Genomic DNA, 25,863 nt, shown 5'->3' with positions numbered 1-25,863 from the left:
AACCGAACCGGAACAATGTTAGGATTGTCACTATTTATTAATAGGTTACACAGTAATTGCGATTATCCCAAAAGTCATTAGAACAACCATAGTAATCAGCACAACGCCGATAGCATGTTTTAGATCAATATCCATTTTCGACTCCCTTACGACATGGCATTAACAAAGTTTTAACCTTATTCTAGGGTGACTTCAAGGTTATGACCATTGAAAAAGTATGAATATAAGAAAGCTGTCACACTACAATTACACTTATAAATCGCATCCAGCATTCTGTTATGTAACAGCAGGAAAGAAAAATGAAAAAAAATAAAATACTGGCTTTCATTTTAGGGATAACGGCAACTGGCGCAGTTTGGGCTAACAATAACGTCTATATCACCCCATACATTGGATATAGCTTCTCAAACAGCTTCAGTGACGAAAATGGTATTGATATCGACATTGACAACGATATCCACTACGCACTGGGGCTAGAAACCGATCTGGGAGAGGGGCGAGTTGGCTTGTACTTAAGCCACCAGCCGACCAAAACCGCTAACTTTTCAAACGACGGCTCCCTGTCTTATGTTCACTTTCAAAGTGCGCTTCGCTTTGACACGTTCACCCATCTCGACACCTTTCTAGGCGCAAGTCTCGGTACAACAATTGTTGATGCCGACTGGACAGATAAAGACCTGCTGTTATCCGGTGGGCTACATGGTGGATTAGATTACAAGCTAACCAGTCAATTGCGACTGGTTGCCGAACTTCGCTGGCTAGTCAGCTTAATCGACAGTGACACCACCACAATATGTACCCTACCAACAGGTAACGAAACCTGTAATGTAAGAATCGACTCAGATTGGATGCAGCAGTTTCAAACCAACGTCGGGGTTAGTTATTCGTTCTAATAGGTTGAAGACTGGGAGGAAATGGCCATTTTATGGTCATTTTTCCTCCCAGGTACTTAACCTATTGAGTTAATCTGTATTTAGACTGTTTCGCAGACAATTTAGTCTAAGATGTAAAATAATATTTCAAACCACTAATTTACCAGCCACCCAGTGATTTACACTGCACATCCAAATCTGTGATCCATATTTATTTCAGCATTTAAAAACAAACCAAAAATTAACACCTACCACCAGCCATCGTAACAACACCACACTCTATTGCTTTACAACTTCTGTCTGGTTAATCTCGTCCCATTAGCGTGGTCTAACCATTTGATTCTCACGCTTTTCATGATGAAAAAACAGAATTTTTAACTTTCCAATCTTTGTTTCATAGAGATTTGCAGTACATAAGGAGATGTATATGAAACGCGAACAATGGGGCTCCCGAGCAGGATTTATCCTTGCCGCAGTGGGCTCTGCAATTGGTCTAGGGAACATTTGGCGTTTCCCGTATATGGCTTACGAAAACGGTGGCGGCGCATTTTTTATCCCATACCTTTTTGCCATGCTCACCGCAGGTATCCCATTCATGATCATGGAGTTCAGCCTTGGGCACAAGTTACGTGGCGCCGCGCCGCGTGCCTTCTCAAAGCTAGGACTTAAATTTGAATGGCTTGGTTGGTTCCAGGTTTTCATTGCCGCAATTATCGCGGTTTACTATGTCGCAATTATTGGCTGGGCCATCTCGTACCTTACCTACTCGTTTGGTCAGAGCTGGGGCACAGATACTAACGCCTTCTTCTTTAGTGAATACCTAAAGCTTGGCGACAATACCCCGAGCCAGCTTGGTAGCCTACAGACTCACATTGCTATCCCGATGGCAATTGCATGGGCGATTACCTTTGCAGCCGTGTTCACCGGTGTTAAGGGCGGCATTGAGCGCGCAAGTAAAATCATGATGCCGCTACTGTTCATCATGGTGATCGGCCTGATTGCCCGCGTGGTATTCCTACCTGGTGCACTGGATGGACTCAATTACTTGTTCCAACCTGATTTCAGCAAGATCCTTGATGCCAAGGTATGGTCAGCGGCTTATGGTCAAATCTTCTTTACCCTAAGTGTCGGCTTCGCCATCATGATCGCCTACTCTAGCTACCTGCCAGAGAAATCGGACATCAATAACAATGCCTTTATGACAGTACTGATCAACTGTGGTTTCTCAATCACTGCTGGTGTATTGATCTTCGGTGTACTTGGCTACATGGCACAAGAGCAAGCGAAACCAATTACTGAAGTGGTTTCTGCGGGTGTCGGTTTGGCATTTGTAACCATTCCAGCGGCAATCAACCTATTGCCAGCGCCGTTTATCCTTGGCCCACTATTCTTCTTGGCTTTAGTTGTCGCCGGCTTGAGCTCGCATATTTCTATTATTGAAGCGGTCACATCAGCCATCATCGATAAGCTAAAAGTTAGCCGTAAGGTAGCAGCAAGTTGGGTTTGTGGTATTGGCTTTGTGGTTTCAATGGCGTTCGCAACCAACGGTGGCCTATTACTGCTGGATCTTGTCGATTACTTCATTAACAACGTCGCGCTACTAGCAAGCTGTCTCATCGAACTTGTGATCATTGCTTGGCTATTGAAAGTGTCTGATATTCGCACCTACGTGAACAATATCTCTGAATTTAGCATCGGCAAGTGGTTCGAAATCTGTATTCGCTTCCTAAGTCCTGCGATGCTGGCAGTGATCCTTGGCACAAACCTCGTTAACACGTTCAACGAAGGCTACGGTGGTTATGCAATGTCTGACCTACTAATGCTTGGCTGGGGGCTTGTTGCCGCAATGTTTATTGTGGCCGTGCTTATCAACCTTTCATCTAAGCCACAACCACAGCAGGAGGCAAAACTATGACAGCCAGTGCCATTATCATGATGCTTATCGGCCTTGGGATAACATGGGGCGGTGCCGCCTACTGCATCTCAGTCGCGATGAACAAACAGCAGAAATAACGTTTCTCGCTAACATAAAAAGGGCTCTTTCGAGCCCTTTTTTGATCGCCGAAATCCATCTTCTTGCTAAAAAATAATGTTAAGAATGTTTTAGTCTGGTAAAGAACCCTTTTCCTTACACCTTATGGGCAGTTACAATCGATTAAAAACCAATACCATAATCCAAGGAAAGGCAATGAAGTTAGCTGCTATTTTACTTACCACCGCAATGTTACCGACGACGGTACTTGCTTCTTCCACCAGTTGCCAGAGCGACAAATACCACCAATACATCGATGCGTCATTATCTTGGTACCAAAGCCTTGTTGAACTCACCGTAGCTAAAGACGAAAAGTTGAAAGAAGTGGGAGATTGGTTCCTAGAAGGCCGTAAGCACCACTTTGAGCTCAATCGTGAAGCTGTTGATTGGTACTTGGAGAACGATAAGGAAAAACTAGACCTGAACCAACCTATCGAATCTTGGCTGCAGCTAAGCCAACAAGATGTCAAAGCACTATCAGAGCAAGATACTGAATTAGGGCGAATTGCCAAGCTTTCTTTCGATGATCGCCAGAGCAAGCCGCACCCGAAAAACTATGAGTTGCGCAGTGCCTTTGCTGAGCTACTTACCCACCCGGTAGAAATTGAAAAGCCGCTAACCGAATACAACGATAAAATGAACAAAATTGCAGAAATTAGCTGCAAATAGTTCATAAAAGTAACGTGAAAGGCATGTAATATACGGGGCGATAATGGAAATCGCCTCTTATCTATATTAATCTTTTGCTAACAAGCATTTATTTTACATTAGATTGACAATTGCTTGGTCGGACGCACGTATAAAAACGCTTTTACATATTTCGCAAGGAGCGCAGGATGATCCCGCAGCGTTATGCCGTTATAGCCGGCATTGTTTCTTTAGCTCTCTACTCCATGGGAGCACAAGCGAATGGTCCAAAGCCTTGGACCCCTGGCTTTGGTGCTGATATTTCCATCCTCGCTGGTTATACAGACTCCACTTCGCAATTCAATACTGATAACCATACGATTTCAACGCTAGACGATGAAGCGCCATCGCAAAGCAATGCTTTCTTCGCCCCCCTTGGTACCGTGAGCTATACCAACCAAGACCTCAACCAGCAGATCTATTTCGGTACCAGCCGTTCAGATCTTGCGTTGGGACGTTTTCATGTCGAATTAGGCTACCGTTATCGTATCGAAGATAACGGCATGATCACCCTTAGCTATGTACCGGGTATATTGAAAACCGATACATGGAAAGACCCCTTCGTAATCAACGAAAAGCGAGAGGAAACGGAAAGTAAGATTCGCGGACTTCGCTTCCAGTACGATAGGATCCTTGGCTCGAACTTCTCATTCGAAATTTCTGGTGGTGAGCAGGTCGTTGATGACGAGCAAAGTGGTGCCAACTCTTTCCCTGAGTTTGAAGACCAGCTTCAGCGTGAAGGCGACATCATTTTCACCGAACTAAGCTATGTGCAACCAATCAGCCGTAGCCAGCTGCTTCGCGGCGGTATCAACTACACCCGCCTCAATGCCGATGGCGATGCCATGGCCAGTGATGCGTTTGGCGCAGAGCTTGGTTTAATCCAAATGATGCGCAGCTCCAGCTTAGCATTAACCCTTAGCTACACACGTACTGACTTCGATGCAGTTAACCCTGTTTTTGGCACCAAGCAACAAGACGATAAGTGGGGGGTATTCCTTGCTTACGAATACAAAGAACCATTTGATTGGGAGAACTGGGGCATAGTGTCGCTAGCAGGCTATAGCCAAAGCGAATCAAATATCAGCTTCTATGATGAAGATTCCCTACTAGTGAGCCTGGGTATCAACTACCGCTTCTAGTGGATTTTCGAATTATCACTGATAAATTAATGGGATAAGCAGCATGCAGCTTGTCCCATTTTTGTTTGAAACATTAGCAAATCGGCAATACCAGCTTCACCCTAATGCTAATTTTTACGGGACATAGACGATAATTTGCATTAAATTAACATCAATTTGCCGAATCAAACTATAAGTATTAGCTATATATGGCAGTGGATCACAAGAAAGCCGATGCTACCGAAGAGTCGCTGCATCGCATTTTTACGGTGCCGGAAGCACCAGATTCAACCCTGGGTCGAATCGAAAAAGAAATCTCGGAAAACCTGAATGCGTTTCTTCAAACACACATTGCAGCCCGAGAAAAACCGCTAGCAGAAATTGAAAAGGACTTTTCATCGGCTGCCCTGCCTGAAGCCCCTAGTTTCGTTTCTGATCATACCCATTTTCTGCTCGATAAACTGGTGGCGCAATCAGTGCATACCTCTGCGCCCTCGTTTATTGGCCATATGACATCGGCACTGCCCTACTTCTTGATGCCGTTGTCGAAAATCATGATTGGCCTGAACCAAAACCTGGTTAAGATCGAGACCTCGAAAGCCTTTACCCCGCTTGAGCGCCAAGTGCTGGGTATGCTACACAACCTTATTTACCGTGAGGAAGATAGCTTCTACCAGCAGTGGATGCACAGTGCCAACCACTCCTTGGGGGCATTCTGTTCAGGTGGCACCATTGCCAACATCACTGCGCTTTGGGTTGCGCGCAACAATGCACTAAAACCCGACGGTGAGTTTCGTGGCGTTGCCCAAGAGGGCCTGTTCCGCGCAATGAAGCATTACGGTTATGAAGATTTGGCGGTGTTAGTCTCTGAGCGCGGCCACTATTCTTTGAAAAAAGCGGCGGATGTATTGGGCATCGGGCGCGACTGTGTCATCCCAGTTAAAACCGATAGCAATAACCGCGTTCGCGTCGATGATCTCAAGCAAAAGCTTGCCGAGCTCAAGCACAAAAACATCAAACCGTTCGCCATTATTGGTGTCGCTGGTACGACGGAAACCGGTAATATCGACCCGCTCGATGAATTAGCAGATATCGCAGAACAGCATGATTGCCACTTCCATGTCGATGCGGCTTGGGGTGGCGCGACTTTAATGTCAAACGCCCATCGCCCGAAGCTGAAAGGCGTAGAGCGGGCAGACTCTGTCACTATTGATGCGCATAAGCAGCTGTATGTGCCAATGGGTGCTGGCATGGTGATTTTCAAAAACCCGGCCCACATGACAGCTATCGAGCACCATGCTGAGTATATTTTGCGTAAAGGGTCAAAAGACCTTGGTAGCCATACGCTAGAAGGTTCGCGTAGCGGGATGGCAATGCTGCTATATGCCAGCCTGAATATTATTAGTCGTCCAGGCTATGAAATGCTGATCAACAACAGTATCGATAAGGCCAAGTACTTTGCTGATCTGATCGAGCAACACCAAGACTTTGAGCTTATCTCTGAACCTGAGTTGTGCCTGCTAACCTATCGCTATGTACCAGAGCGTACCCAACGCGCTCTATCACTTGCCAACGAGCAAGATAAAGAAGCCTTGCTAGATGCCTTGGATGACATCACCAAATTCATTCAAAAGCGCCAGCGTGAATCAGGTAAGTCGTTTGTCTCTCGTACGCGCCTAACGCCTGAGAAATGGAACCGTAAAGCAACAACGGTATTTCGTGTTGTACTCGCGAACCCGTTAACCACCGAGCAAATCCTTCAAGACGTGCTTGAAGAGCAACGAATGATTGCCCAACAGAGTTTTATCAGCTTCCCTAAAATCCAGTCGCTGACCGACAAAATTCTGAATGAAAACGAAATGGCCGAATAAATACGATTGGCCGTTACTTTCGTTAAGCACAACGGTAAAGCCTGACTATTTAAGTCAGGCTTTTTATTGTCTTATCCCATTCACATCCCATTAAATACGCTTTCCAGCTTATTCCATTTACGTATTTATTTTTGTCACGCTGGTTTGAATGACGCTTTTTTAGCCAACCAACTGGCGACAAAAACAGCAACCAGGATGAATCGCTACAATGAACAATAAAAATAGATGGTTAATTTTATTTAATATTTAGCGTTCACCCATCACTTTCATGCAAAATATAGCCGTGTTTCATTCGAATTTTTGATGAAAAAGCCATTTTTTAGCGTTTTAACCTATTCATAACAATTAACATTTATTGATTGAGATCAACAAAAGTGCCGATTATCAGGTATGAAAAAGGCCGACATAGCATCTATATCGGCCTAAATATGACAACTTATGACAAATCAGCTGCAGCTGAGTGCCGCTAATTTAGTCACCAGCAAACATGTATCCTTCACCGTGAACCGTGACAAAAATCTGGGGGTTTTTCGGGTCAACTTCCATCTTTGAACGCATGCGACGGATCAAAACATCGATGGTTCTATCATTTGGCGCTTCAACCCGATGGCTTAGCATATTCAAAATACGTTCACGGCTAAGCACTACATTAGGATGGGAAGAAAAAGCCACCAGTAATTCGTACTCGGCCTTGGTCAGTTTGACTGGCACACCGCCGTGAGTCAGCGCGCGCTTGTTGATATCAAACTGCCAATCACCAAATCGAATGATGCTGTCTTCTTGTAGCTCTACCATGGTCTCGTCGCGGGCTTTTTCAACCAAGGAAATACGCCATAGCAGGTTTTTGACGCGAACTAGCAGCTCGCGCAGTTCGAACGGTTTGGTGACATAATCATCGGCGCCCATTTCCAGCCCGACAATACGGTCGATACTGTCTGTCCGGCCGGTAACCAAGATAATACCGACTTCAGAGCGGCTGCGAAGTTCACGCGTCAGCATCAGGCCATCCTCGCCAGGCAGGTTAATATCCAGCATGACCAAGTCGATTTTTTCGCTCGCCATTACCTCACGCATTTGCGCGCCACTTTCGGCTTGGCTGACCTTGTATCCCTCGTTTTCAAAGTACCCAACCAGCTTTGTGCGGGTAACAATCTCGTCCTCTACAACAAGTACATGGTGACTCATGTTTTTCTCTTTATGTCTTATTTACTGTTCTTTTAAAACTTAGCATAACGGTCAGCTGTTCACAATTTGTCATAAAAATGAAAATCCTGTTCACCGCTGCCCTTATCCTTATTCACATCGTGGAATTAAGATTAAACCATAAAAATTTATACGTCACCGTAGTTTACGGCAGACATTCATTCTTAAATGGAATCTTCCACTATGAAAAAACTTTGGCAAAAGTTAATCAAGCCAAGCAGCAAGTACCCTATTCTTGCTTTGGTTCTGGTTGGTATCGGTATTACTCTTGCAGGTACGGTTGTTGTTCATAAAGGTTTTGAACTGACTTCAACCAATGAATTCTGTACTTCATGCCATACCATGCAACAGAACTTCGAAGAATATAAAGAAACTGTTCACTTCCAAAATGCATCTGGCGTACAAGCTGGCTGTGTTGACTGCCACCAGCCAAAAGATTTTCCAGGCAAAGTTTTCCGTAAGCTGGAAGCAGCAAAAGACCTCTACCACCACTTCGTGACAGGCAAAATCGATACGCCTGAGAAATTCGAAGAGCACCGACTAGAGATGGCACAAACGGTTTGGAACCGTATGAGCGGCCAAAACTCGAAAACCTGTAAGAGCTGTCACTCTTACGACGATATGGATCACAGCAAGCAATCGGCTCAAGCCGCTTTTGAAATGAAGAAAGCAGCAGCGGAAGACATGAACTGTATCGAGTGTCACAAAGGTATTGCTCACGAGCTACCAAACATGGCTGGCGGCTTCCAGAAAGACTTCCAAGAGCTTCAAGCAACGGCGCAATCGCAAGGCGCAACAGCTGAAGTACTTTACTCGCTGGGTGAGAAAAACCTATACGCAGCAGCGGATACGTCAGGCACGGTATCGGGCAACCTACTACCTGCATCTGAAGTATCAGTACTAGAGCGTAAAGACGACATGCTGAAAGTACGCATTGACGGCTGGCTAGAAAAAGCAGGTCGTGGCCGCGTACTGACTGAATACATGGGTAAGCGCGTATTCAAAGCCACTATCCGCGGTGACGTGAAAGCAACAGAAACACTTATCGAAGAGCAAACAGACAGCACCACTGACATCGTTTGGCAGCATGTTTCTGTAGAAGCTTGGATCACGGCTGAAGACATGATCGACGACATCCAGCCAATCTGGAACTACGCGGAAGACATGTACGGCTCAACATGTACAGCATGTCACGCGGCACCGACACCTGACCATTTCGGTGCGAACGGTTGGATTGCAAGCCTAAACGCAATGAGTGCTTACTACCGCCTAAGCAAAACTGAAGAACGTACCCTACTGAAGTACCTTCAGAACCACGCTAACGATACTGGCGGCGCAGGCGCGCACTAATTCCTGACGGGTGGGACACAGGTTCCACCCTCTGCTCAAAGCATTCAAATTAAGGGTTTAATTTATGGCGACTCAAATTCTAAATAAAGGCATTTCACGCCGTCGCTTCCTATCTGGCATGGTTGCAGCAAGTGCTGCATCTGTTGTTGGTACTAGCCTGCTTGCCCCACGCAACGCAATGGCTGCAACGGAAACCAAAGCTAACTTTACCGGCGAGGTGCTATCTGGCTCTCACTGGGGTGCCTTCCGCGCTAAAGTTGAGAACGGCGTATGGGTAGATACCGTACCGTTTGAAAAAGACAAAAACCCAACGTCAATGATCAATGGCGTTCGTGAAGTTGTTTACAACCCTGCACGTGTTAAGTACCCAATGGTACGCCTAGACTGGCTAAAACACGGCTACAAGTCAGACACGACACAGCGTGGTGATAACCGTTTCGTTCGTGTGCCGTGGTCACAGGCACTGGATTTCTTCTACCATGAAATGGAACGTGTTCAGAACAACTACGGCCCAAGTGCATTGTACGCTGGCCACACCGGTTGGCAGTCAGTAGGTAAACTACACTCTGCTGGTACTATCATGATGCGTGCCATCGGCCTGCATGGTACTTACCTAAGCAAGATGGGTGACTACTCAACAGGTGCCGCTCAGGTTGTTCTCCCTTACGTTGCCGGCGCAATGGAAGTATACGAGCAGCAGACGTCTTGGCCGCTAGTACTTGAACACTCAGATACCATCGTTATCTGGGGTTCTGATCCGGTTAAAAACCTACAGGTTGGCTGGCTAGTCCCTGACCACAGCCCAATCGAGTACTACGAGCAGCTGGCTGAGAAAGTGAAGAACAACGAGATCAAGGTGATCTACGTTGACCCAGTGAAATCGACGACTCAGAAGCTTGTTGGCGGCGAACAAATCGCAGTTAACCCGCAGACTGACGTCCCGCTAATGCTGGCTATCGCTCACACGCTTTACAATGAAAATCTTTACAACAAAGAGTTCATTCGCGACTACACCACAGGCTTTGACAAGTTCATCCCTTACCTAACCGGTGAGAAAGACGGCGTTGAGAAAACACCTGAGTGGGCTGAGAAAATCTGTGGCATCGATGCTGACACTATCCGTGAACTAGCACGCCAGATGGCTTCAGGCCGTACTCAGATTATCGGTGGCTGGTGTCTACAGCGCATGCAGCACGGTGAGCAGTACGCTTGGATGCTGGTTGTAGTAGCTGCAATGCTAGGCCAAATCGGCCTACCAGGCGGTGGTTTCGGCTTCGGCTGGCACTACAATGATGCAGGCTCTATCACGTCAAACGGCCCGCTAATGTCAGGCTTCAGTGGTGTGACTGGCGTTGACCCAATCCACAACGGTTCTTACAAAGGCTACTCGACTTACATCCCGGTTGCGCGTTTCGTCGACTGTATCGAGAACCCTGGTAAGACTATCGATGCCTACGGTCACCGCATCACCTTCCCTGAGATGAAGATGGCCATCTTCTGTGGTAACAACCCGTTCCACCACCACCAAGATCGTAACAAGATGATCAAGGCGTGGCGCAAGCTAGAAACGGTTGTTTCTGTTGAAACTCAGTGGACGGCAACTTGTCGCTTTGCCGACATCGTTCTGCCAGCAACCACCACGCACGAGCGTAACGACATCGAGCAATACGGCAACCACTCAAACGCAGGTATCATCGCGCTACCTAAAGTGGTTGAGCCAATGTACGAAGCGAAAGACGACTTCGATATCTTCCGCGAGCTATGTCGCCGCTACGACCGTGAAGAAGCTTTCACGGCGGGCAAGACGCAAATGGAGTGGATTGAAGAAATCTACAACGGTGCACGCCTACAGGGCCGTGGTATCGGTGTACGTATGCCTAACTTCAAGAAGTTCTGGGAAGGTGAAGGCTTCATCGAGTTCCCTGCGGGCACTGAGTGGGTTCGTCACGAATCATTCCGTAAGGAACCTGATTTGGAGCCACTAGGTACCGCTTCGGGCCTTATCGAAATCTACTGTAAGACCATTGCAGATATGGGTTACGACGACTGTCAGGGCCACCCAATGTGGTTCGAGAAGACAGAACGCAGCCACGGCGGTCCACGTTCCGAGAAGTTCCCGCTGAACTTGCAGAGCACGCACCCGAAACACCGTCTGCACTCACAGCTATGTTCTTCAACTGAACACCGTGGTACTTACGCTGTGGCTGACCGTGAACCAATCTACCTAAGCACTGAAGACGCGAATGCTCGCGGCATCAAGTCTGGTGATATCGTTCGCGTATTCAACGACCGTGGTGAAGTACTGGCCGGTGCCGTTGTGACTGACGACTACAAGTCTGGCGTTTGTCGTATCCACGAAGGTGCATGGTACAGCCCGCTAGAAGGCGGCAAGCCTGGTACCATTTGTACTTACGGCGATCCGAACGTACTAACACAAGACATCGGTTCTTCTAAGCTTGCTCAGGCAACATCGGCTGCCTCTGCACTGGTTAACGTTGAGAAATACACAGGTCCCGTGCCAGCGGTGACTGGCTTCAACGGCCCAACGGAAGTGACTGACATTAACCCGCTATTCCCAGCAATGGACCTAGAATAAGCGCGTTAGCCAATAAGTAAGTAGTCAGGGAGAATTCCCTGACTACACTTTTTCTTCCCATTAATTATGTACCTAAAACCTATTCACATATAATTATCTGTAACTAATACAATCAATTATATTTGAATATGTTTTCCCATCACGGCAGCGACCCTAACACTATTCGCTCGTTGTCCTGATTGCCTTTACTTGGAGTGCCAATGAAAGAGTTTATTGCTTTCAACGAACAACGTGCCGAAATCTACTGGTGGATGTCTTCGCTTTTTGCTCGCGAGTTAACAGAGCAAGATATCGAGCAATATAACAGCGGTGAGGTGGTCACTTTCCTTTCCGGCCTTGCCATGACGCCAGATCTAAAGCAGCCGGTAGAGGCGTTCCGCGATGCCATCAAACGCCTTGATGAGCGCGAAGATGCCCAGCTAGAGCTCGCTGCTGACTTCTGCGGCTTATTCCTAAGCACACCAAAATCAGGAGCCCTGCCTTACGCTTCGATGTATGTGGGTGAAAGTGGCCTGATGAACGATAAGCCGGCACAGGACATGAACTCGTTGATGGAGCAATACAACATTGCCCAGCGAAAAGACTTCAACGAGCCTGCCGACCATCTTGCTGTCGAGCTGGACTTCATGGGTAACCTCATCATCATGGCAAACCAGCAAGGTTCTGAAGAAGGTGCCGAGCCCCTCATGCAAGCTCAGCTAGACTTCATCAACACAATGCTGCTGAACTGGGTACCAACTTTCGCTACCGCCGCGCAGTCACGCGATAAGTTCGGCTTCTATGCCGCCGCGGCCCAAGTGTTGGTCGCGTTCTGCCACCTAGACGCGGCATTTCTTGCTGGCGAAGAGTCACACAGTTAACTATACGACCAGCATATAGCTGGCGATTCAAAAACACTATCTCATTGTTGCCGGCATATGGATTGCCGGCTTTTTTGCAGCTAGATCCCAGATATCCGCCTCGTTCAGCAATCGTCAAGCCTTCATGACAATGCACTGACAATTGCAATACATAGCTTGTATACATTGCTTATCAACATATAACCCGTCACGATAATTCATTTTTTGTTGATGTATAAAACGGGTAAGTTCTAATTATTATAAAGGACCAGATATGCAAAACACTCAAGCACGCGTAGCCCAACCATCGAGCCTTGCTGTTAAGTTTGCCAAGTATTCATTACCACTCATGCTTGTTGCCATGTTTGCCCTTGCGCCGAAAGCCAACGCAAGTGATGCAGCAACGGAAACTGTTGCCAACCAGCAAGAAACTACCCACCGAATCAATTCAATTCAGCGCGATTTGACCAGTATTCGCCAACAGACGCTGCAATCCAACCCTGATCTGGTTGAGCAAGCCAAAGCGTTCGAAACGGCCTATCAGAAAAAAGCTGAAGAAATTGGCTATGATCCCAACGCTTTCATTACTAAAGCACAAGAAATTCAAACCAAGGTTCGCGATGAAGCCACCAGCGAAGAAGAGCGCAGTAAGTTAATCCAAGAATTTGCCGACGCCAAGAAAGCCATGGCAATGCAACGCGAGTCGATTCTTGCTGACGAAGAACTCATGGCAATGCAAGAGAAGCTACAAAAAGACACCTTTGCGGCGATGAAAGAACAAAACCCAGACACGGAAAAGCTGGTTACCGAACTGAATGAACTACTGACCAGCCTTCAGTAAGTCCGTCTTGTCGTCCCCACTCTTCCTCCGGTGGGGACGGCTATCTCAACTTCATTTATCTGCCTCTTCATAATCACTTAAGCTTATCCCCATCTCTTCAGCGACCTCAGCCCAATAAGGTTCAGCCTCGCACACACAGCAATCGCACCACGGCGCAATTCCCTCGTGCATACTCATTGGCTGCTGACGCTCGTCACGAATGGATTCTGTTGCTTTTGAGGTCTGTTTGCTCGTTGCCATCATCCCGCCTCCTAACTGTATTTCGCGGCTCAGCATGACACTAAGATGCGCGTTACGGGTTAATGAAAGTATAGTGGCTGCACTTTTGCTTCACAGTTCCCAAAAAAAAACGAAAAAGCCGAAACACGATGGCTTCGGCTTTCAATTATTCATTTTTCAATGATGTTGTCAGTTACAACTCAATCGGTTGGTTAGCTTTCAGTAGCTTCAAACCGCGAATATGTTGGATAAACCATTTCACAATTGCCAAACCAGCAATAATCAAGCCTACCACAGGAATCGCCTGCAGGACTTTGTGCAGTAGTGGGCTATAAACCCAATACTCAGCGCCTGCTAGCATGCCCGTTGTGGTTGCCGCTGTTACACCCAGCACCACGAAAAAGGTGAAGAAGTAAAAGAAGGTGCGAATGATGGTGTAATAGTGGGTATAGCTCAGCTCATCTGTGCCCTTGTTCAGCTTGTAAGCTGAATAAATCACGGCAAATATGCCTGAGATCATCAGTGTTAAGGGGGTTAGAAAGCTTGCAATATAGGCAAGGCGGACACCCTTGGTCGATTCGGTTGACATGGCTTTATCCATCTTATGGTTATAGTTAGTCTAATTATCACACGTATTTTCGTGGCTTCAAGTGATGAAAAAATAGAGGATGATCACGATCAAGACTATCCGTCAGAGTCCGTTATAATCCCCTAAAACGACAACAGCCCAGGGTGAGCATCCCTAGGCTGTTGAATTTATTCGAACACTTTTTGTGCTCTTATATAGCCGACGCTAACACGCCTGCGTTATAGCTCTTCCGATGGTTCAGTCACTTCGCTGCCATCTTTGATTCGCTTGTGACCTTCTTGTAGGTGAACGAAATCAACAAGATCATCGCCACTCACTTGGAAAGCTTGGCCAAAGCCCTTAACGAACAAACCTTGAGTTGGTTCGAAGCGGAACATCTTGAAGTCTTCCAAGCCACTTAGGCCATCAACGATATCGCCAAAACGCACTTTCAGCTTAGCAACCGCTTCAAGCCATTTTTCAGTCTCGCGCTCAACCACAACAACATTTGCCTCAAACGTTAGGCGCTTACGCGCATAAATAGTTTTCGACGTTGCTTGGTCTTCGATCATCATCAAAGAGATCTGTGGGTTCTCCAGCAGATTACGAGCATGCTTAGCAATCTGGCTGATAAGCACGTAGTAACCATCATCGAGCAATGCAAAAGGCGCATAGCTAACATTAGGTTTACCGTCAGCGTCTACGGTAGCCAGTTCGATTGTTTGACAGGCTTCACGAAACTCTTTGATCTCAGGACCTAGACGGTTTTGAAGGCGCTCTTGCTTTACTTGGTTCATTATTATTTTTCTCCGAGGAACTCTTGTTTTAGTTGGTTGAATTTCTCAATTTGCTCAGGGAAAAGTTGACGTTTCTTATCACGGCCAAGGTATACCTTGAATACACACTCACCACCTTGAGCAAAGAAGCCAATAAAGTAGCTTTCTTGGCCCATGAAAGGCTTGCTAACCAATGCAATATCAGTTACTAAGTCTAGACGTAAATGACCGTGTAGCTCGCCATCTTTACCCATTAGGTTGTAATAGCCACGCGCTTCCTTACCTTTTGGAAACGGGGCTTTTACTTCGAAAATTGACGCCATCGAGTGAACAATCGTTGTCACCGGGCCCCAACTTGGTAAATCTTCTAGAATTGCTTTTGCTTTGTCGCCAGAAGTAGCAACAACCAATTCTTCAGGGAAGGCCATAATCACCTCGCCCTCTGTCACGCCAAGCGTTGCGGCAATCGCCATAGCATGTAGCTTAGGATCAGCTTCAAGTTGCTCTGCAACTTGTGATTTCAGCGCTTCAAATGAGATTTTCTCAAACACAATGTATCTCCTAGTACTTCAATGTACATTTCTAAAAATGGGCAACCGTTAGGCTGCAATCTTGTTCATGCTATGTTGTTGTAAAACTTGAATCATCGCCTGAGCTAGTGTCACCGACCAGAAAGTACCGGCCAATGTCAATGACAGGTAGCCATCTTCGATTTCAACTAACCCATTACGCTGCCAAGCTTTGAATAAAGGCATGCACAGCTTGAAGATGTCTAGCTTAAACTTAAGCTCAAAATCGCGGGCTGACAAAAAGCCTCGGTCGAAACTGGCTTTGATTTCTGAGTGCAATGCCGCCTGTGGTGATGACTTAGTCATCATGGCTAATGGCAGTTCACCATTTTTAATTGATTCAATGTATGCATCCAGCGTGCGGTGCTGCATAAAACCATATCCACCCACGTTACCACCAGCACCAGCACCTAACGGCAGTACCTCGGCAGATGTTTTTGCCAAGCTGTTATAGATGCTGCGCTCGCGGTTATCACGCGCCCAGTGGTTACCGCTTAATCGACGTACGTGATGCTTAGCCATGAAGTTCACACCATATTCGAACATCGACGCTTTGGTTGGCGTGTCGGCTGGCTCAGGTAGCTTGCCTTTCTCAATCATTCCCTTCATCGGTGTACCACCCATTTCGATAAGTTGGTACAAGTCAACGCCATGCGCGCCGCTATCGAGGAAATCTTGCAAGTCTCGCTGCCATACATCCATATCTTGGTATGGCAGACCAAATAATAGGTCAATGACAATCGGCGCAGCATTAGCCGCACTTAGTGATTGAATGCGCTCTAACACTGGCTCACGGTCATCAAGACGCTTGGCTTTACGACGAACCGTGGTATCAAAGCTTTGTACACCAAATGAAAAGCGATTAAAGCCACCTTCCAATGCCGAATCAAACATCTCATCGCTGAAGCGGTTAATGCGGCCTTCGAGTGTGATTTCACAATCAGTAGTCAATGGGAAGTGAGAACGAAGCATCTTGCCAAGACGAACCAAGTGCTCAGGCGACAAATCTGTCGGTGTACCACCACCAACATATACAGCACGGAATGGAGCCGCTTGTGTCCAAGGCATTGCAGCCTTAACTTTAAGCTCAACCATCAGTGCTTCAAAGTATTCATCAATCAGTTTTTGGCTGGATGCATACTGGAAGAAATTGCAATAAGTACAGCGAACACGGCAGAAAGGAATATGAATATATAGGCAACGGCTGTTTGGTTCATCCGCAACATATGATAAAGCTTCTGTCGCAAGCGCTTGACGCTGATCTTCAGCGATCATCGCACTCATACCGCCGGCATGTGCAGAGCGCTTATTGGCAAAAGCATATCGAAGCGGATCCGGAGTATGCTTGCCAATCACTTCCTCTGTCAGTAATTCTTCCGACAGTACTTCTAGGTTTATTGATTGCTGTTCTTTCATCTATAACTTTCGAGCTAGCCAGGCTAGCGCCTCCTTAACAGGAACAACACCGATTATATTTATGACTAGGTATTGCTACTGTCAGTTTGTCCTCCACCAGGCTAGTTTTTCTTAAGCACACTATTAAACCTGATGCCACGTTGAGCATACGTGCAGACTGTTACTTTCTTGCGGGCTGAGCCCTTGTTGTCATGATTCTTCAAAACAACCATTCATGGGCCGTAATGAGAAGCACTATTATTTGCGCTAAATCATAATCACCCGCTAATAATATTGCAAATGATAATTGCTATTATTACGATTACATGGATAATGAGAACCATTCTTGATTATCTTCTATTGATGATAGTTATGTTAATAGAATTTAATCATTCAGTAACAACAACATACAGAGATTTAGTATGTGCAGGGGTTTATAGTGAACACGAAAAGATATGTCATCGCTGGAGCAGTTTCCATCGCTTTACACGGTGTCTTGCTTTCGGCTGTACCCAATAAAATGGTGATGGCTATGCCTGTTGGTGCAGATTCAACTAAGGTCTCATTGAACCTAGTTTCCGCGCCTGCACCTCAACCTGCCCCTGCTGCAGTTGAACCACCACCTCCGGCACCTAAACCGGAACCAAAACCGATTCAAAAAGAAACTGAAGTAAAAAAACTGGTAAAGAAAAAGCAGCCTGAACCAAAGCCTGAGCCTAAAAAGGCACCTGAGCCAGTAGTGAAGAAAACACCACCTAAGCCAGTTAAGAAAGTTGAGCCGAAAGTGGTAAAGCAACCTGTTGCCGAAAAGAAAGCACCAGTCCCAGAAAAGAAACCAGAACAAAAGCCGCCTGTTGCAAAGACAAAACCATTGCCTAAATCTGAAGCTGCTTCTGGCGTTAATAATTCACCAAAATTGGTCACCAAACCAACTTTCGCAACCCGCCCAAGCCCAGTGAAGTATCCACGTATTGCTAAACGTCGTGGCTTGGAAGGCCAAGTATTGGTTGAGGTTTGGATTGACGAAAAAGGTAAACAAGTCAAACACAACCTAGTTCAATCTTCAGGGGCTATTGTGCTAGATGAGGCGGCCCTTGATGCAATTAAACGTTGGCGTTTTTCATCACATATTGTTGATGGTCAAGCGATTGCCCATCGCGTACAAATCCCTGTTCGATTTAAGCTAGATTAAGTATTAACTGGATACACTCATGGAAATGTTTCACTCCCTACAAAACCAATTCGGCCTCATGACTGCACCTTTGCTTTTATGCTCGGCACTCACCGTCATGATTTTGATCGAACGCTGTATTCAAGTACTACTTTGTACAGGTGTTGGCCGCAGTAAAATTGATGCAATTTTAGCAACTCATAGCCGTGATGATGAATCTGGCCTCGATAAGCTTGCCGATGATCTAAAATCAAAACGTCCTTTACTATTTAAAGGCGTCTCCATGCTTATTTCACACCGTCACTTTGCCAAGCCTTTGCGTGAAGACGCGGCGGGGATCTGGCTTCAGCAAAAGCGCTCACAGTTACGCTCCGGCCTTCGCCTACTCGGTCTTATTGGTGTGATCAGCCCATTACTTGGCCTACTGGGCACTGTTCTTGGCCTAATTGAAATGTTTAAGGGCATCGCAATGAGCACGGGGGCAGTCACACCAAATGATTTGGCTGACGGGCTTGGCCTTGCGATGCGCACAACCGCTGCGGGCCTTATTATTGCCCTACCAGCAATTACAGGTGCCCAACTGCTTGGCTTGTGGGCCGATAAAGTTACTGCAAAGCTAGAGCACAGCCTAAACCACTGTAACCTATGGCTAGAAGGCCTATCCCTAGGGCCAACATGTTCTCCAAAGCAACAACAAAAGAGCGAGGAACAATCAGAGGCTAAGGCATGATCCGGACACACCAAAGCATTACTGACACAGATGAGTTAAAACCAGATTTAACCCCTCTGCTCGATATTATATTTATTGTGATGGTATTTCTGCTGTTGACCGCAAGCGTAAAGATCCAATCACTCGATGTAGAGCTGCCTCAAACCGAGACTCAAGCTCTACAAGAAACAGAATCTGATCCTATCACGGTTAATATTACCGCTGAATCACCATATTGGGCGCTTCAGGGCAATGAAATCGAAGATTGGGATGCCTTCAAAACTGAACTGCTGAAAGAAGTTAAAGCCAACCCTGACAAACCCGTTGTCATCGGGGCAGACAAAGCAGGCACAGTAGAAAACATGCTTAAATTACTCGCTTTCTTGCAACAAAACGACATCAAAGCGACACAGCTATTAATGGAAGAGGACAAATCATGAAGCGTATCACTTTGGCAACAGCATTACTTTTTGCCGCGACATCAACATTTGCAAGTGAGCGCATTATTAGTGCCGGTGCCGCAATTACAGAAATTATCAACGCAATGGATGCGCAAGAGCAGCTTGTTGCTGTCGACGTTACCAGTAAATCGATGGTCGACAAAGATATGCCAGTATTGGGCTACCACCGCCAACTATCTGCAGAAAGCTTGATTGCCCTAAACCCAACCCGCCTTCTTGGTTCAAACGAAATGGGTCCCCAAAGTACACTTGATTTGCTAAAACAAGCTGGTATTGAAGTCGATGTACTGAACTCCGGTGAAACCGTTGAAGACTTAATGGTTCGTATTGAACAAGTTGGTGAACTAACCGACACATCCGACAAAGCTGTCGAGCTCCAGAAAGACGTTGAAGCAAAGGTAGCAGCCATTAATGCCAACCTTGAAAACCAAGACCGTAAAAAGAAAGTCCTATTCTTAATGATTCACGATGGCCGCCCGGCTAACGTTGCTGGACGTAATACCACTGCTGATACTGTTATTCGCCTTGCTGGCGCAATCAACCCAGCCGCAGATGCCGTTGAGTCATACAAGCCAGTCTCACTAGAGGCAATGGTACAGATGCAACCAGATATTATTCTGCTTAGCTCGCGCACCATGAGTAAAATTGGCTCGGCTGATGAACTACTTAAACAAATGCCACTACTGGCTGCAACGCCAGCTGGTCAGAATAAAGCATTGGCAATGATTGATGGTACCGCCCTAATCGGTGGGCTTGGCCTGAAAAGCCTTAGTGAAGCAGAGCGCCTAAACTCCGTTTTCTATAAGAAATAATAATTAAGTAGTAGCGACCATGCAGTCTCACCGTATTCCAAGTCAGATTATTTTTCCTGTCGGGATCTTACTTCTGTTTTTTGCCATCACCTCATCGGTGGTGATAGGGCCGATGGCAATCAGTTTCACTGACAGCTTTAAAGCTTTGATTCCATGGCAATCGGACTTGCCTGAGCATATTCAGATTGTCATTAATCAAATCCGCCTACCGCGTACCTTGCTTGGTATGGCCATTGGCGCCATCTTAGCCCTCTGTGGTGCAGTGATGCAGGGCCTGTTCCGCAACCCGCTTGCCGATCCAGGCATCATTGGTGTTTCTGGTGGTGCAAGCCTAGGTGCTGCGCTTGCAATCGTGGTATTTGCCCCGCTTGCAGCCTCGTTCCCTTTGCTTTTGACCCTGGGTACGGTGCCTGTTTTTGCCTTTCTTGGTGGCGCAATCAGTACCTTTTTTGTCTACCAGTTGGGTACTGATAAAAATGGTACATCGGTAACAGTGATGCTCTTAGCCGGTGTGGCCATTGGCGCACTATCTGGTGCTGCACTAGGACTAATGAACTACTATGCAGATGATCAAGCACTGCGTGATCTATCTCTATGGACCATGGGGTCATTGGCAGGCGCAACCTGGCCAGGCATTGCACTCGCTTACACTACACTTGCCGTTTTAATGTTCTTGTTTGAGCGAAATGCCAATGCCCTTAATGCTTTCTTGTTGGGTGAAGCAGAAGCCAAGCACATGGGCGTCAACGTGCAGTCGCTTAAACGTATTCTGATTTTACTTTGTGCTGCAGGTGTCGGTATTGCTGTTTCACTGAGTGGGGTTATTGGTTTTGTTGGCTTAATCGTTCCTCACCTTGGACGTATGCTAACTGGTCCGAACCATAAGGTGCTGCTACCTCTGTCGGCGTTACTTGGAGCACTGATTCTACTAGTCGCGGATATGCTTGCCCGTGTCATTGTTGCTCCTGCAGAGCTACCTGTTGGTATCATTACCGCATTGCTTGGCGCGCCGTTCTTTATTTTCTTGCTAATGAAACAAAAAGGTAGATTGTCATGACAGCATCGACAACTCAGCAGACTGATTTTGAGTATGCTATCGAAGCGTCGGGGCTAAACCTTCGCCTTGGTAATAAAGTGTTACTCGATGACCTTGCAATTCAGATAAAGAGCGGAGAACTGACGGCCCTCTTGGGGCCAAATGGTGCGGGTAAAAGTACATTACTAAAAGTACTTTGTGGTGAACAATCTGCGACAGGGCATGTCAGCTTTTTTAACCAAGCACGTGACAATTGGCCTGCCGGTGAATTGGCAAAGCACCTTGGTGTATTACCCCAACATAGCAACCTGACTTTCGCATTCACTGCGCAAGAAGTAGTCGAGTTGGGTGCACTGCCCCTAACCTTGCCGAACAAGCAAACCACCAGCATCGCCAACGAAAAAATGTCACTGGTTGATGTCACTTCACTCAGCAATCGCCTCTACCCTACGTTATCGGGTGGTGAGAAGCAGCGTGTGCATTTTGCGCGAGTGCTTACCCAATTAAGCCTAGCTGGAGAGCAATGTATCTTGATGCTAGACGAGCCCACCTCGGCACTCGATCTTGCCCACCAGCACAAAACCTTGCAAGTTGCCAAAGCCATGGCCAAGGCTGGCGCGGCAGTGATTATCGTCATCCACGATCTTAACTTAGCGGCACAATATGCCGATCGCTTAGTGATCCTCAACGAAGGTAAGATACAAGCTGACGGCTCCCCAGCACAAGCCCTCACTGCTGAAACCATTGAGCGCGTATACGGTTGGCCGGTTTGCATAACTCAGCACCCTATTGACCACTACCCTATCGTACTACCGGCAGCCAACCACCAAACCGTTGAGCTCAGCATGGGAGCTTAACCTAGCGTAGTCATAACCGCTTAATGCTGATTTCAGCCTTTCAAAGCCTGTTAATACTCTTAACAGGCTTTTTGTTATCACCATAAACAGTATCAATAGCAGCCGCCTTTGCAATTAACTGGCTGGTGCAATAGAAGTTTGATAGCAATCAACTATTCCCACTTATTACATCAAGAAATATTGCACTCTCTGCTACACTCGGTAAAATGTGAACGCAAGCGATTACACAATGAAACACTCATCACTCATCAGATTGTCATCGCTTAAAATATGAATTATAAGAAACGAAGCCGCCCATTCGTGTTGCGGCTTTTTGCCGTTTCTGTCGTCTTTACTCAACAGAACAGTGAACTGTAAAGCGCATATTCATCAAGTTCACTACTCTATTGAGTAAAGCTAAAACTAAACAGGTCATAAGACCTTTATTATTAGAAGAATAAATATGGCAACGATTAAAGATGTTGCACGTATGGCAGGTGTTTCTACAACCACCGTCTCTCACGTGATAAACAAAACGCGCTTCGTCGCAGAAGCAACCCAGAAAAAAGTACTGGCCGCCGTAGATGAACTGAACTACGCACCGAGTGCTGTTGCGCGAAGCCTAAAATGCAACACAACACGTACAATCGGTATGTTGGTAACCAAATCAACCAACCCATTTTTTGCCGAGGTTGTACATGGTGTTGAAGAATACTGCTATGAATCAGGCTACACGCTGATCCTATGTAACACTGAAGGTAACCTATCTAAACAGCGCGATTACCTTCGCATGTTGGCTGAAAAACGTGTTGATGGCCTGCTTGTGATGTGTTCTGACCTCGATGAGAACCTACTTGGTTTGCTAGAGCGCCAGAAAGATCTGCCAATGGTAATCATGGATTGGGGACCAGAAAGCCCACATACCGACAAAATCCAGGATAACGCCGAAATGGGCGGTTATGTTGCCACCAAATTCTTCATCGAGCATGGCCACAAAGCTATTGGCTGTTTGACTGGCCACAAAGATAAAGCGGCTGTTCGTGAACGATTGGTTGGTTTCAAGAAAGCGATGACAGAAGCTGACCTTGAGATCAATGAAAGCTGGATCCTTGAAGGTGACTTTGAATGTGATTCAGCGGTTAAAGCGGCTGAAGCCATCATTGCAATGGAAGAGCGCCCAACGGCTATCTTCTGTTTCAACGACATTATGGCAATGGGCATGATCAGTACCTTTGCTCAGGCTGGTATCAGTGTACCTGAGGATATTTCTATCATCGGCTACGACAATATCGATCTGGCACCGTACTTTTCACCACCACTGACGACAATTCACCAGCCGAAGCGTCGACTGGGTAAAGCCGCGATCGAGATCTTGCTAGAACGCGTGAAAGACAAAGATCACGCGCACCGCATTTTCGAAATGGTGCCTGAACTTGTTATTCGTAAGTCAGTGAAAAATATCAAATAATTATAAAGTCTAGATTATTAGGCATATAAATATTTAAAACGGAGGCATAAGCCTCCGTTTTTTTATCCAAAATAAGTTCTAATATTTGACACAAAACCACTTAAAAATAGGCTTAAGCGCTATCCAAAACAACAATAAATTTCTGGGAGCAATATCACACTTTGAAAAGTGGAAGCAAGTTCAAAATTTGCTTCTGCGATATTCTTAATTTGTCACGAACAAGGCAAACCTTTCGAAAGATTGGGACGCAAAGCCACCGGCCTAATAGTACTTAGTTTTCAATAACTAGTTTCACTTATGGTAGCGGGGTTGCCGATGGATATAGCAAAAGTAATTTGAATACAAATTGACGGTATTCTGACATTACTTTTTTGTTTTTTTTGCTAATCTGAAATCCTCGCTCTGTTGTTAGGTGACCCGAGATATTTTTCACCGAGAAGAAGCATGGACAAACCAGTACTTAAAGACTCATTACGACTGTTTAGTTGTTTCAAAAACGTAAAATCGCGATCAATGTTTGGCGGATTTGGCATTTTCGCAGGTGAAACTATGTTTGCACTTGTTGTGAATGACAAGCTTCACCTTCGCGCCAACGCTGATAACGAACAAGAATTTAAACAAGCAGGTCTGAAGCCTTATATCTACAAAAAGCGTGGTTTTCCGGTTGTAACCAAGCATTTCGCCATTCCTGACGAGTGGTGGGATGATTCAGATAAGATTCTGAGTCATGCGAAACGCTCTTTAGAGGCTGCTCAAGAAGATAAAGCAACGAAAAGCAAAGCTGGCCCAGATCGTATTAAGGATCTGCCAAACCTTCGCTTGGCCAATGAGCGTATGCTTAAAAAGGCAGGCATTGCCTCTGTTGAAGACTTGTTCGAAGCAGGCTCTATCAATGCTTACAAGGCACTGCAAGATTGCCACCAAGGCACGGTTAGCATTGACTTGCTTTGGGCTTTGGAAGGCGCAATCAGCGGCAAGCATTGGTCTGTCATTCCGCAGGAACGACGTTCTGAGCTGCTTTCAGAGCTAAGTTAAAGCTCAGTCTGCATATCAATAGTACTTACAAGGGGGTTGACCTCTTGTAGGTGGCTATTTGTGTTTTGCTCGTCGCCAAAGCTGTATTGCCAAGGCGTAATCAATCAGCTTTTTATTGTTTAGTACACCCCGCCAATGACAAGTTTCTGTCAGCATCCGTCAAAGATTGAATCGCCTCACAAAGCTGTTTACAAAACACTCAACAAACTTCCATTACTTTGTAAGATTCGTAGAATAATGACACTCGTTTAACGGAGGTTATTATGAACTGCACCAAACCTTTCCCAGGACAAAGCGACCAAATGTTCAAGGATAAGTTTGGTAAATGGCCTCGGTTAATGAAGCTACTTGTTTTACTTAGCCTACTCCCACCTGTAACAGCCCTTGTACTTGTTCACCAAAACCTTGCGCCATTGCACCTGATGCATGACGTGCTTGTTGGCGTGTCTTGCTTTAATGCCTTGTTGCTTACTTGGGGCTTACTGCTAAAAATCCGCTCCAAGAAATATTGGTACCGTAACTACCATATCGGCAAAACCATGATGCTGGCTGTGGTTCCCATTCTTGCTTGTGGCTATATCTTGGTCACTGATCCGCATGAACATAACATCGCAAATCAAACCAAGCAGGACCGTGCTGTTCAAATAACCATCAACTAGCCCATTCCAACCAATAAATTTCTAAATAGTTGAAATTTATTATCTCTATACTGGGTCTTTGTCTCATATCCAATTGATATTTTGAGTAATGATTACTCAATATTATCCTTGTAGCATAAGAGCAAAGTTAGCATAGAGGTGAATGTGCGCATTTCCAGCAAAGAAAAATACTCGATAACCATTCGGCCATTATTATGGCTGCAACGCCGTCACTTCGGAAAAGTCCTTAATCCCGCTTTACTATGGGGACGTAAGCCTCCCCTGTTTTGGTTGGTTGCCAGCTTTTTTGGTTATCTAGACCGCCGTTCATCACCACTATCACCGGTGATGCGCTCATTAGTCTGTGTCAGGGTCTCGCAACTCAATGACTGTGCATTCTGTGTCGACGCCAACGGGATGAAGCTCGCTGAACGGTGTGACTCTGAAGACAAAATTAAAGCATTGGCAAACTGGCAGCATAGTGAGCTATTTGATGCTCAGGAACAAGCTGTGCTTCGCTACGTAGAGGCAATGACCATAACAGGCCAACGCGTGACCGAAACCATGCTAGCTGAGCTGAAGCAATGGTATAGCGAAGACACCATTGTTGAACTGACTGCACTGGTCTCATTCCAAAACCTATCGGCAAAATTCAACACCGCACTTGATGTCCCTGAGCAAGGGTTTTGCTCTCTACCTATCCAGCCAGATACGGTGGCAACGAAAGCACCTTCTGTATCAAAGGAAGAAAACTAGGA

The 25,863-nt window shown here is 46.1% G+C and carries 26 protein-coding genes and 1 riboswitch; of the genes, 20 read left to right on the top strand and 6 right to left on the bottom strand.

What is annotated here, in order from left to right:
• Window positions 1-299 precede the first annotated feature (299 nt).
• From C9I98_RS05200 to panP, 6 genes are all read left to right on the top strand, one after another.
• On the top strand, window positions 300-893 hold the full coding sequence (locus tag C9I98_RS05200) for a hypothetical protein (protein ID WP_036820070.1): 594 nt from the start codon (window positions 300-302) through the stop codon (window positions 891-893).
• Window positions 894-1,299: 406 nt separating this feature from the next.
• Window positions 1,300-2,787: a sodium-dependent transporter gene (locus C9I98_RS05195; protein ID WP_036820067.1), complete on the top strand. Its 1,488-nt coding sequence runs from the start codon at window positions 1,300-1,302 to the stop codon at window positions 2,785-2,787.
• Window positions 2,784-2,885, top strand: coding sequence for a MetS family NSS transporter small subunit (locus C9I98_RS05190; protein ID WP_107271659.1), 102 nt, complete (start codon window positions 2,784-2,786; stop codon window positions 2,883-2,885). Before C9I98_RS05195 ends, C9I98_RS05190 begins: the two co-directional genes overlap by 4 nt.
• Before the next feature lie 175 nt (window positions 2,886-3,060).
• Window positions 3,061-3,573, top strand: coding sequence for a hypothetical protein (locus C9I98_RS05185; RefSeq protein ID WP_036820064.1), 513 nt, complete (start codon window positions 3,061-3,063; stop codon window positions 3,571-3,573).
• Between the two features lie 167 nt (window positions 3,574-3,740).
• Window positions 3,741-4,733, top strand: coding sequence for a DUF2860 domain-containing protein (locus C9I98_RS05180; RefSeq protein ID WP_036820061.1), 993 nt, complete (start codon window positions 3,741-3,743; stop codon window positions 4,731-4,733).
• Between the two features lie 188 nt (window positions 4,734-4,921).
• A complete protein-coding gene (panP, locus tag C9I98_RS05175) occupies window positions 4,922-6,583 on the top strand; it encodes a pyridoxal-dependent aspartate 1-decarboxylase PanP (RefSeq protein ID WP_107271658.1) in 1,662 nt (553 codons plus the stop codon).
• Between the two features lie 471 nt (window positions 6,584-7,054).
• Here the strand turns inward: panP and torR are convergent, their stop codons facing one another.
• Complete coding sequence (torR, locus tag C9I98_RS05170; protein ID WP_036828783.1) at window positions 7,055-7,768, bottom strand: two-component system response regulator TorR; 714 nt, start codon at window positions 7,766-7,768, stop codon at window positions 7,055-7,057.
• Window positions 7,769-7,969: 201 nt separating this feature from the next.
• On the opposite strand from torR, the gene torC reads away from it, so the two are divergent.
• The 4 genes from torC to C9I98_RS05150 all read left to right on the top strand — a co-directional run bounded on the left by torC (window position 7,970) and on the right by C9I98_RS05150 (window position 13,412).
• A complete protein-coding gene (gene torC, locus C9I98_RS05165; protein ID WP_173424710.1) occupies window positions 7,970-9,136 on the top strand; it encodes a pentaheme c-type cytochrome TorC in 1,167 nt (388 codons plus the stop codon).
• A 64-nt stretch (window positions 9,137-9,200) separates the two neighbouring features.
• Window positions 9,201-11,732 (top strand): trimethylamine-N-oxide reductase TorA, encoded by a 2,532-nt coding sequence (gene torA / locus C9I98_RS05160; protein ID WP_036828777.1) that lies wholly within the window; start codon window positions 9,201-9,203, stop codon window positions 11,730-11,732.
• Between the two features lie 200 nt (window positions 11,733-11,932).
• Entirely contained in the window at window positions 11,933-12,592 is a 660-nt protein-coding gene (torD, locus tag C9I98_RS05155; RefSeq protein ID WP_036824093.1) for a molecular chaperone TorD, read from the top strand.
• A 253-nt stretch (window positions 12,593-12,845) separates the two neighbouring features.
• On the top strand, window positions 12,846-13,412 hold the full coding sequence (locus tag C9I98_RS05150; RefSeq protein WP_036824082.1) for a hypothetical protein: 567 nt from the start codon (window positions 12,846-12,848) through the stop codon (window positions 13,410-13,412).
• Between the two features lie 51 nt (window positions 13,413-13,463).
• Here the strand turns inward: C9I98_RS05150 and C9I98_RS05145 are convergent, their stop codons facing one another.
• From C9I98_RS05145 to hutW, 5 genes are all read right to left on the bottom strand, one after another.
• Window positions 13,464-13,652 carry a thioredoxin domain-containing protein gene (locus C9I98_RS05145; protein ID WP_158262660.1) on the bottom strand — a complete coding sequence of 63 codons (189 nt, stop codon included), beginning with the start codon at window positions 13,650-13,652 and terminating at the stop codon, window positions 13,464-13,466.
• Between the two features lie 172 nt (window positions 13,653-13,824).
• Window positions 13,825-14,220 carry a hypothetical protein gene (locus C9I98_RS05140; protein WP_036824086.1) on the bottom strand — a complete coding sequence of 132 codons (396 nt, stop codon included), beginning with the start codon at window positions 14,218-14,220 and terminating at the stop codon, window positions 13,825-13,827.
• Window positions 14,221-14,438: 218 nt separating this feature from the next.
• A complete protein-coding gene (hutZ, locus tag C9I98_RS05135) occupies window positions 14,439-14,996 on the bottom strand; it encodes a heme utilization protein HutZ (protein ID WP_036827120.1) in 558 nt (185 codons plus the stop codon).
• A 2-nt stretch (window positions 14,997-14,998) separates the two neighbouring features.
• A complete protein-coding gene (gene hutX / locus C9I98_RS05130; RefSeq protein WP_036827123.1) occupies window positions 14,999-15,526 on the bottom strand; it encodes a heme utilization cystosolic carrier protein HutX in 528 nt (175 codons plus the stop codon).
• Window positions 15,527-15,574: 48 nt separating this feature from the next.
• Window positions 15,575-16,960, bottom strand: coding sequence for a heme anaerobic degradation radical SAM methyltransferase ChuW/HutW (hutW, locus tag C9I98_RS05125; RefSeq protein WP_036825696.1), 1,386 nt, complete (start codon window positions 16,958-16,960; stop codon window positions 15,575-15,577).
• Between the two features lie 418 nt (window positions 16,961-17,378).
• Between hutW and C9I98_RS05120 the strand changes: the two genes are divergently transcribed.
• The 10 genes from C9I98_RS05120 to C9I98_RS05075 all read left to right on the top strand — a co-directional run bounded on the left by C9I98_RS05120 (window position 17,379) and on the right by C9I98_RS05075 (window position 25,861).
• Window positions 17,379-18,131, top strand: coding sequence for an energy transducer TonB (locus tag C9I98_RS05120; RefSeq protein WP_036816301.1), 753 nt, complete (start codon window positions 17,379-17,381; stop codon window positions 18,129-18,131).
• Between the two features lie 19 nt (window positions 18,132-18,150).
• Window positions 18,151-18,840, top strand: coding sequence for a MotA/TolQ/ExbB proton channel family protein (locus C9I98_RS05115; RefSeq protein ID WP_036816303.1), 690 nt, complete (start codon window positions 18,151-18,153; stop codon window positions 18,838-18,840).
• Complete coding sequence (locus tag C9I98_RS05110) at window positions 18,837-19,259, top strand: ExbD/TolR family protein (protein ID WP_036816306.1); 423 nt, start codon at window positions 18,837-18,839, stop codon at window positions 19,257-19,259. The genes C9I98_RS05115 and C9I98_RS05110 overlap by 4 nt, the downstream gene beginning before the upstream one ends.
• The gene (locus tag C9I98_RS05105; RefSeq protein ID WP_036816308.1) at window positions 19,256-20,092 is read left to right on the top strand and encodes a heme/hemin ABC transporter substrate-binding protein; all 837 of its coding nucleotides are present in this window, start codon (window positions 19,256-19,258) and stop codon (window positions 20,090-20,092) included. Before C9I98_RS05110 ends, C9I98_RS05105 begins: the two co-directional genes overlap by 4 nt.
• A 19-nt stretch (window positions 20,093-20,111) precedes the next feature.
• On the top strand, window positions 20,112-21,149 hold the full coding sequence (locus C9I98_RS05100) for a FecCD family ABC transporter permease (protein ID WP_036816311.1): 1,038 nt from the start codon (window positions 20,112-20,114) through the stop codon (window positions 21,147-21,149).
• The gene (locus C9I98_RS05095; protein WP_036816313.1) at window positions 21,146-21,985 is read left to right on the top strand and encodes a heme ABC transporter ATP-binding protein; all 840 of its coding nucleotides are present in this window, start codon (window positions 21,146-21,148) and stop codon (window positions 21,983-21,985) included. Before C9I98_RS05100 ends, C9I98_RS05095 begins: the two co-directional genes overlap by 4 nt.
• A gap of 442 nt (window positions 21,986-22,427) precedes the next feature.
• Window positions 22,428-23,432 carry a substrate-binding domain-containing protein gene (locus C9I98_RS05090; protein WP_036816315.1) on the top strand — a complete coding sequence of 335 codons (1,005 nt, stop codon included), beginning with the start codon at window positions 22,428-22,430 and terminating at the stop codon, window positions 23,430-23,432.
• Window positions 23,433-23,644: 212 nt separating this feature from the next.
• Window positions 23,645-23,749, top strand: a riboswitch (cyclic di-GMP riboswitch).
• Window positions 23,750-23,876: 127 nt separating this feature from the next.
• Window positions 23,877-24,467 (top strand): TfoX/Sxy family DNA transformation protein, encoded by a 591-nt coding sequence (locus C9I98_RS05085; protein WP_036816317.1) that lies wholly within the window; start codon window positions 23,877-23,879, stop codon window positions 24,465-24,467.
• 263 nt (window positions 24,468-24,730) lie between these two features.
• Window positions 24,731-25,126, top strand: coding sequence for a hypothetical protein (locus C9I98_RS05080; RefSeq protein ID WP_245907088.1), 396 nt, complete (start codon window positions 24,731-24,733; stop codon window positions 25,124-25,126).
• A gap of 144 nt (window positions 25,127-25,270) precedes the next feature.
• Window positions 25,271-25,861, top strand: coding sequence for a carboxymuconolactone decarboxylase family protein (locus tag C9I98_RS05075; protein WP_036820293.1), 591 nt, complete (start codon window positions 25,271-25,273; stop codon window positions 25,859-25,861).
• The last annotated feature ends 2 nt before the right edge of the window (window positions 25,862-25,863 follow it).

Origin of the sequence: Photobacterium sanctipauli, assembly GCF_003026495.1 — a bacterium.
GTDB lineage: Bacteria > Pseudomonadota > Gammaproteobacteria > Enterobacterales > Vibrionaceae > Photobacterium > Photobacterium sanctipauli.
This window is presented reverse-complemented; position numbering and strand designations above follow the sequence as displayed.

Coding starts and splice junctions, on each gene's coding strand:
- C9I98_RS05180 (WP_036820061.1), top strand. CDS start 3,741: ATGATCCCGCAGCGTTATGCCGTTATAGCCGGCATTGTTTCTTTAGCT.
- torD (WP_036824093.1), top strand. CDS start 11,933: ATGAAAGAGTTTATTGCTTTCAACGAACAACGTGCCGAAATCTACTGG.
- C9I98_RS05195 (WP_036820067.1), top strand. CDS start 1,300: ATGAAACGCGAACAATGGGGCTCCCGAGCAGGATTTATCCTTGCCGCA.
- hutW (WP_036825696.1), bottom strand. CDS start 16,960: ATGAAAGAACAGCAATCAATAAACCTAGAAGTACTGTCGGAAGAATTA.
- C9I98_RS05145 (WP_158262660.1), bottom strand. CDS start 13,652: ATGGCAACGAGCAAACAGACCTCAAAAGCAACAGAATCCATTCGTGAC.
- C9I98_RS05090 (WP_036816315.1), top strand. CDS start 22,428: ATGGCAACGATTAAAGATGTTGCACGTATGGCAGGTGTTTCTACAACC.
- C9I98_RS05150 (WP_036824082.1), top strand. CDS start 12,846: ATGCAAAACACTCAAGCACGCGTAGCCCAACCATCGAGCCTTGCTGTT.
- hutZ (WP_036827120.1), bottom strand. CDS start 14,996: ATGAACCAAGTAAAGCAAGAGCGCCTTCAAAACCGTCTAGGTCCTGAG.
- C9I98_RS05085 (WP_036816317.1), top strand. CDS start 23,877: ATGGACAAACCAGTACTTAAAGACTCATTACGACTGTTTAGTTGTTTC.
- C9I98_RS05185 (WP_036820064.1), top strand. CDS start 3,061: ATGAAGTTAGCTGCTATTTTACTTACCACCGCAATGTTACCGACGACG.
- torC (WP_173424710.1), top strand. CDS start 7,970: ATGAAAAAACTTTGGCAAAAGTTAATCAAGCCAAGCAGCAAGTACCCT.
- C9I98_RS05095 (WP_036816313.1), top strand. CDS start 21,146: ATGACAGCATCGACAACTCAGCAGACTGATTTTGAGTATGCTATCGAA.
- C9I98_RS05140 (WP_036824086.1), bottom strand. CDS start 14,220: ATGTCAACCGAATCGACCAAGGGTGTCCGCCTTGCCTATATTGCAAGC.
- C9I98_RS05190 (WP_107271659.1), top strand. CDS start 2,784: ATGACAGCCAGTGCCATTATCATGATGCTTATCGGCCTTGGGATAACA.
- C9I98_RS05200 (WP_036820070.1), top strand. CDS start 300: ATGAAAAAAAATAAAATACTGGCTTTCATTTTAGGGATAACGGCAACT.
- C9I98_RS05110 (WP_036816306.1), top strand. CDS start 18,837: ATGATCCGGACACACCAAAGCATTACTGACACAGATGAGTTAAAACCA.
- C9I98_RS05100 (WP_036816311.1), top strand. CDS start 20,112: ATGCAGTCTCACCGTATTCCAAGTCAGATTATTTTTCCTGTCGGGATC.
- torR (WP_036828783.1), bottom strand. CDS start 7,768: ATGAGTCACCATGTACTTGTTGTAGAGGACGAGATTGTTACCCGCACA.
- C9I98_RS05080 (WP_245907088.1), top strand. CDS start 24,731: ATGAACTGCACCAAACCTTTCCCAGGACAAAGCGACCAAATGTTCAAG.
- C9I98_RS05115 (WP_036816303.1), top strand. CDS start 18,151: ATGGAAATGTTTCACTCCCTACAAAACCAATTCGGCCTCATGACTGCA.
- panP (WP_107271658.1), top strand. CDS start 4,922: ATGGCAGTGGATCACAAGAAAGCCGATGCTACCGAAGAGTCGCTGCAT.
- C9I98_RS05105 (WP_036816308.1), top strand. CDS start 19,256: ATGAAGCGTATCACTTTGGCAACAGCATTACTTTTTGCCGCGACATCA.
- torA (WP_036828777.1), top strand. CDS start 9,201: ATGGCGACTCAAATTCTAAATAAAGGCATTTCACGCCGTCGCTTCCTA.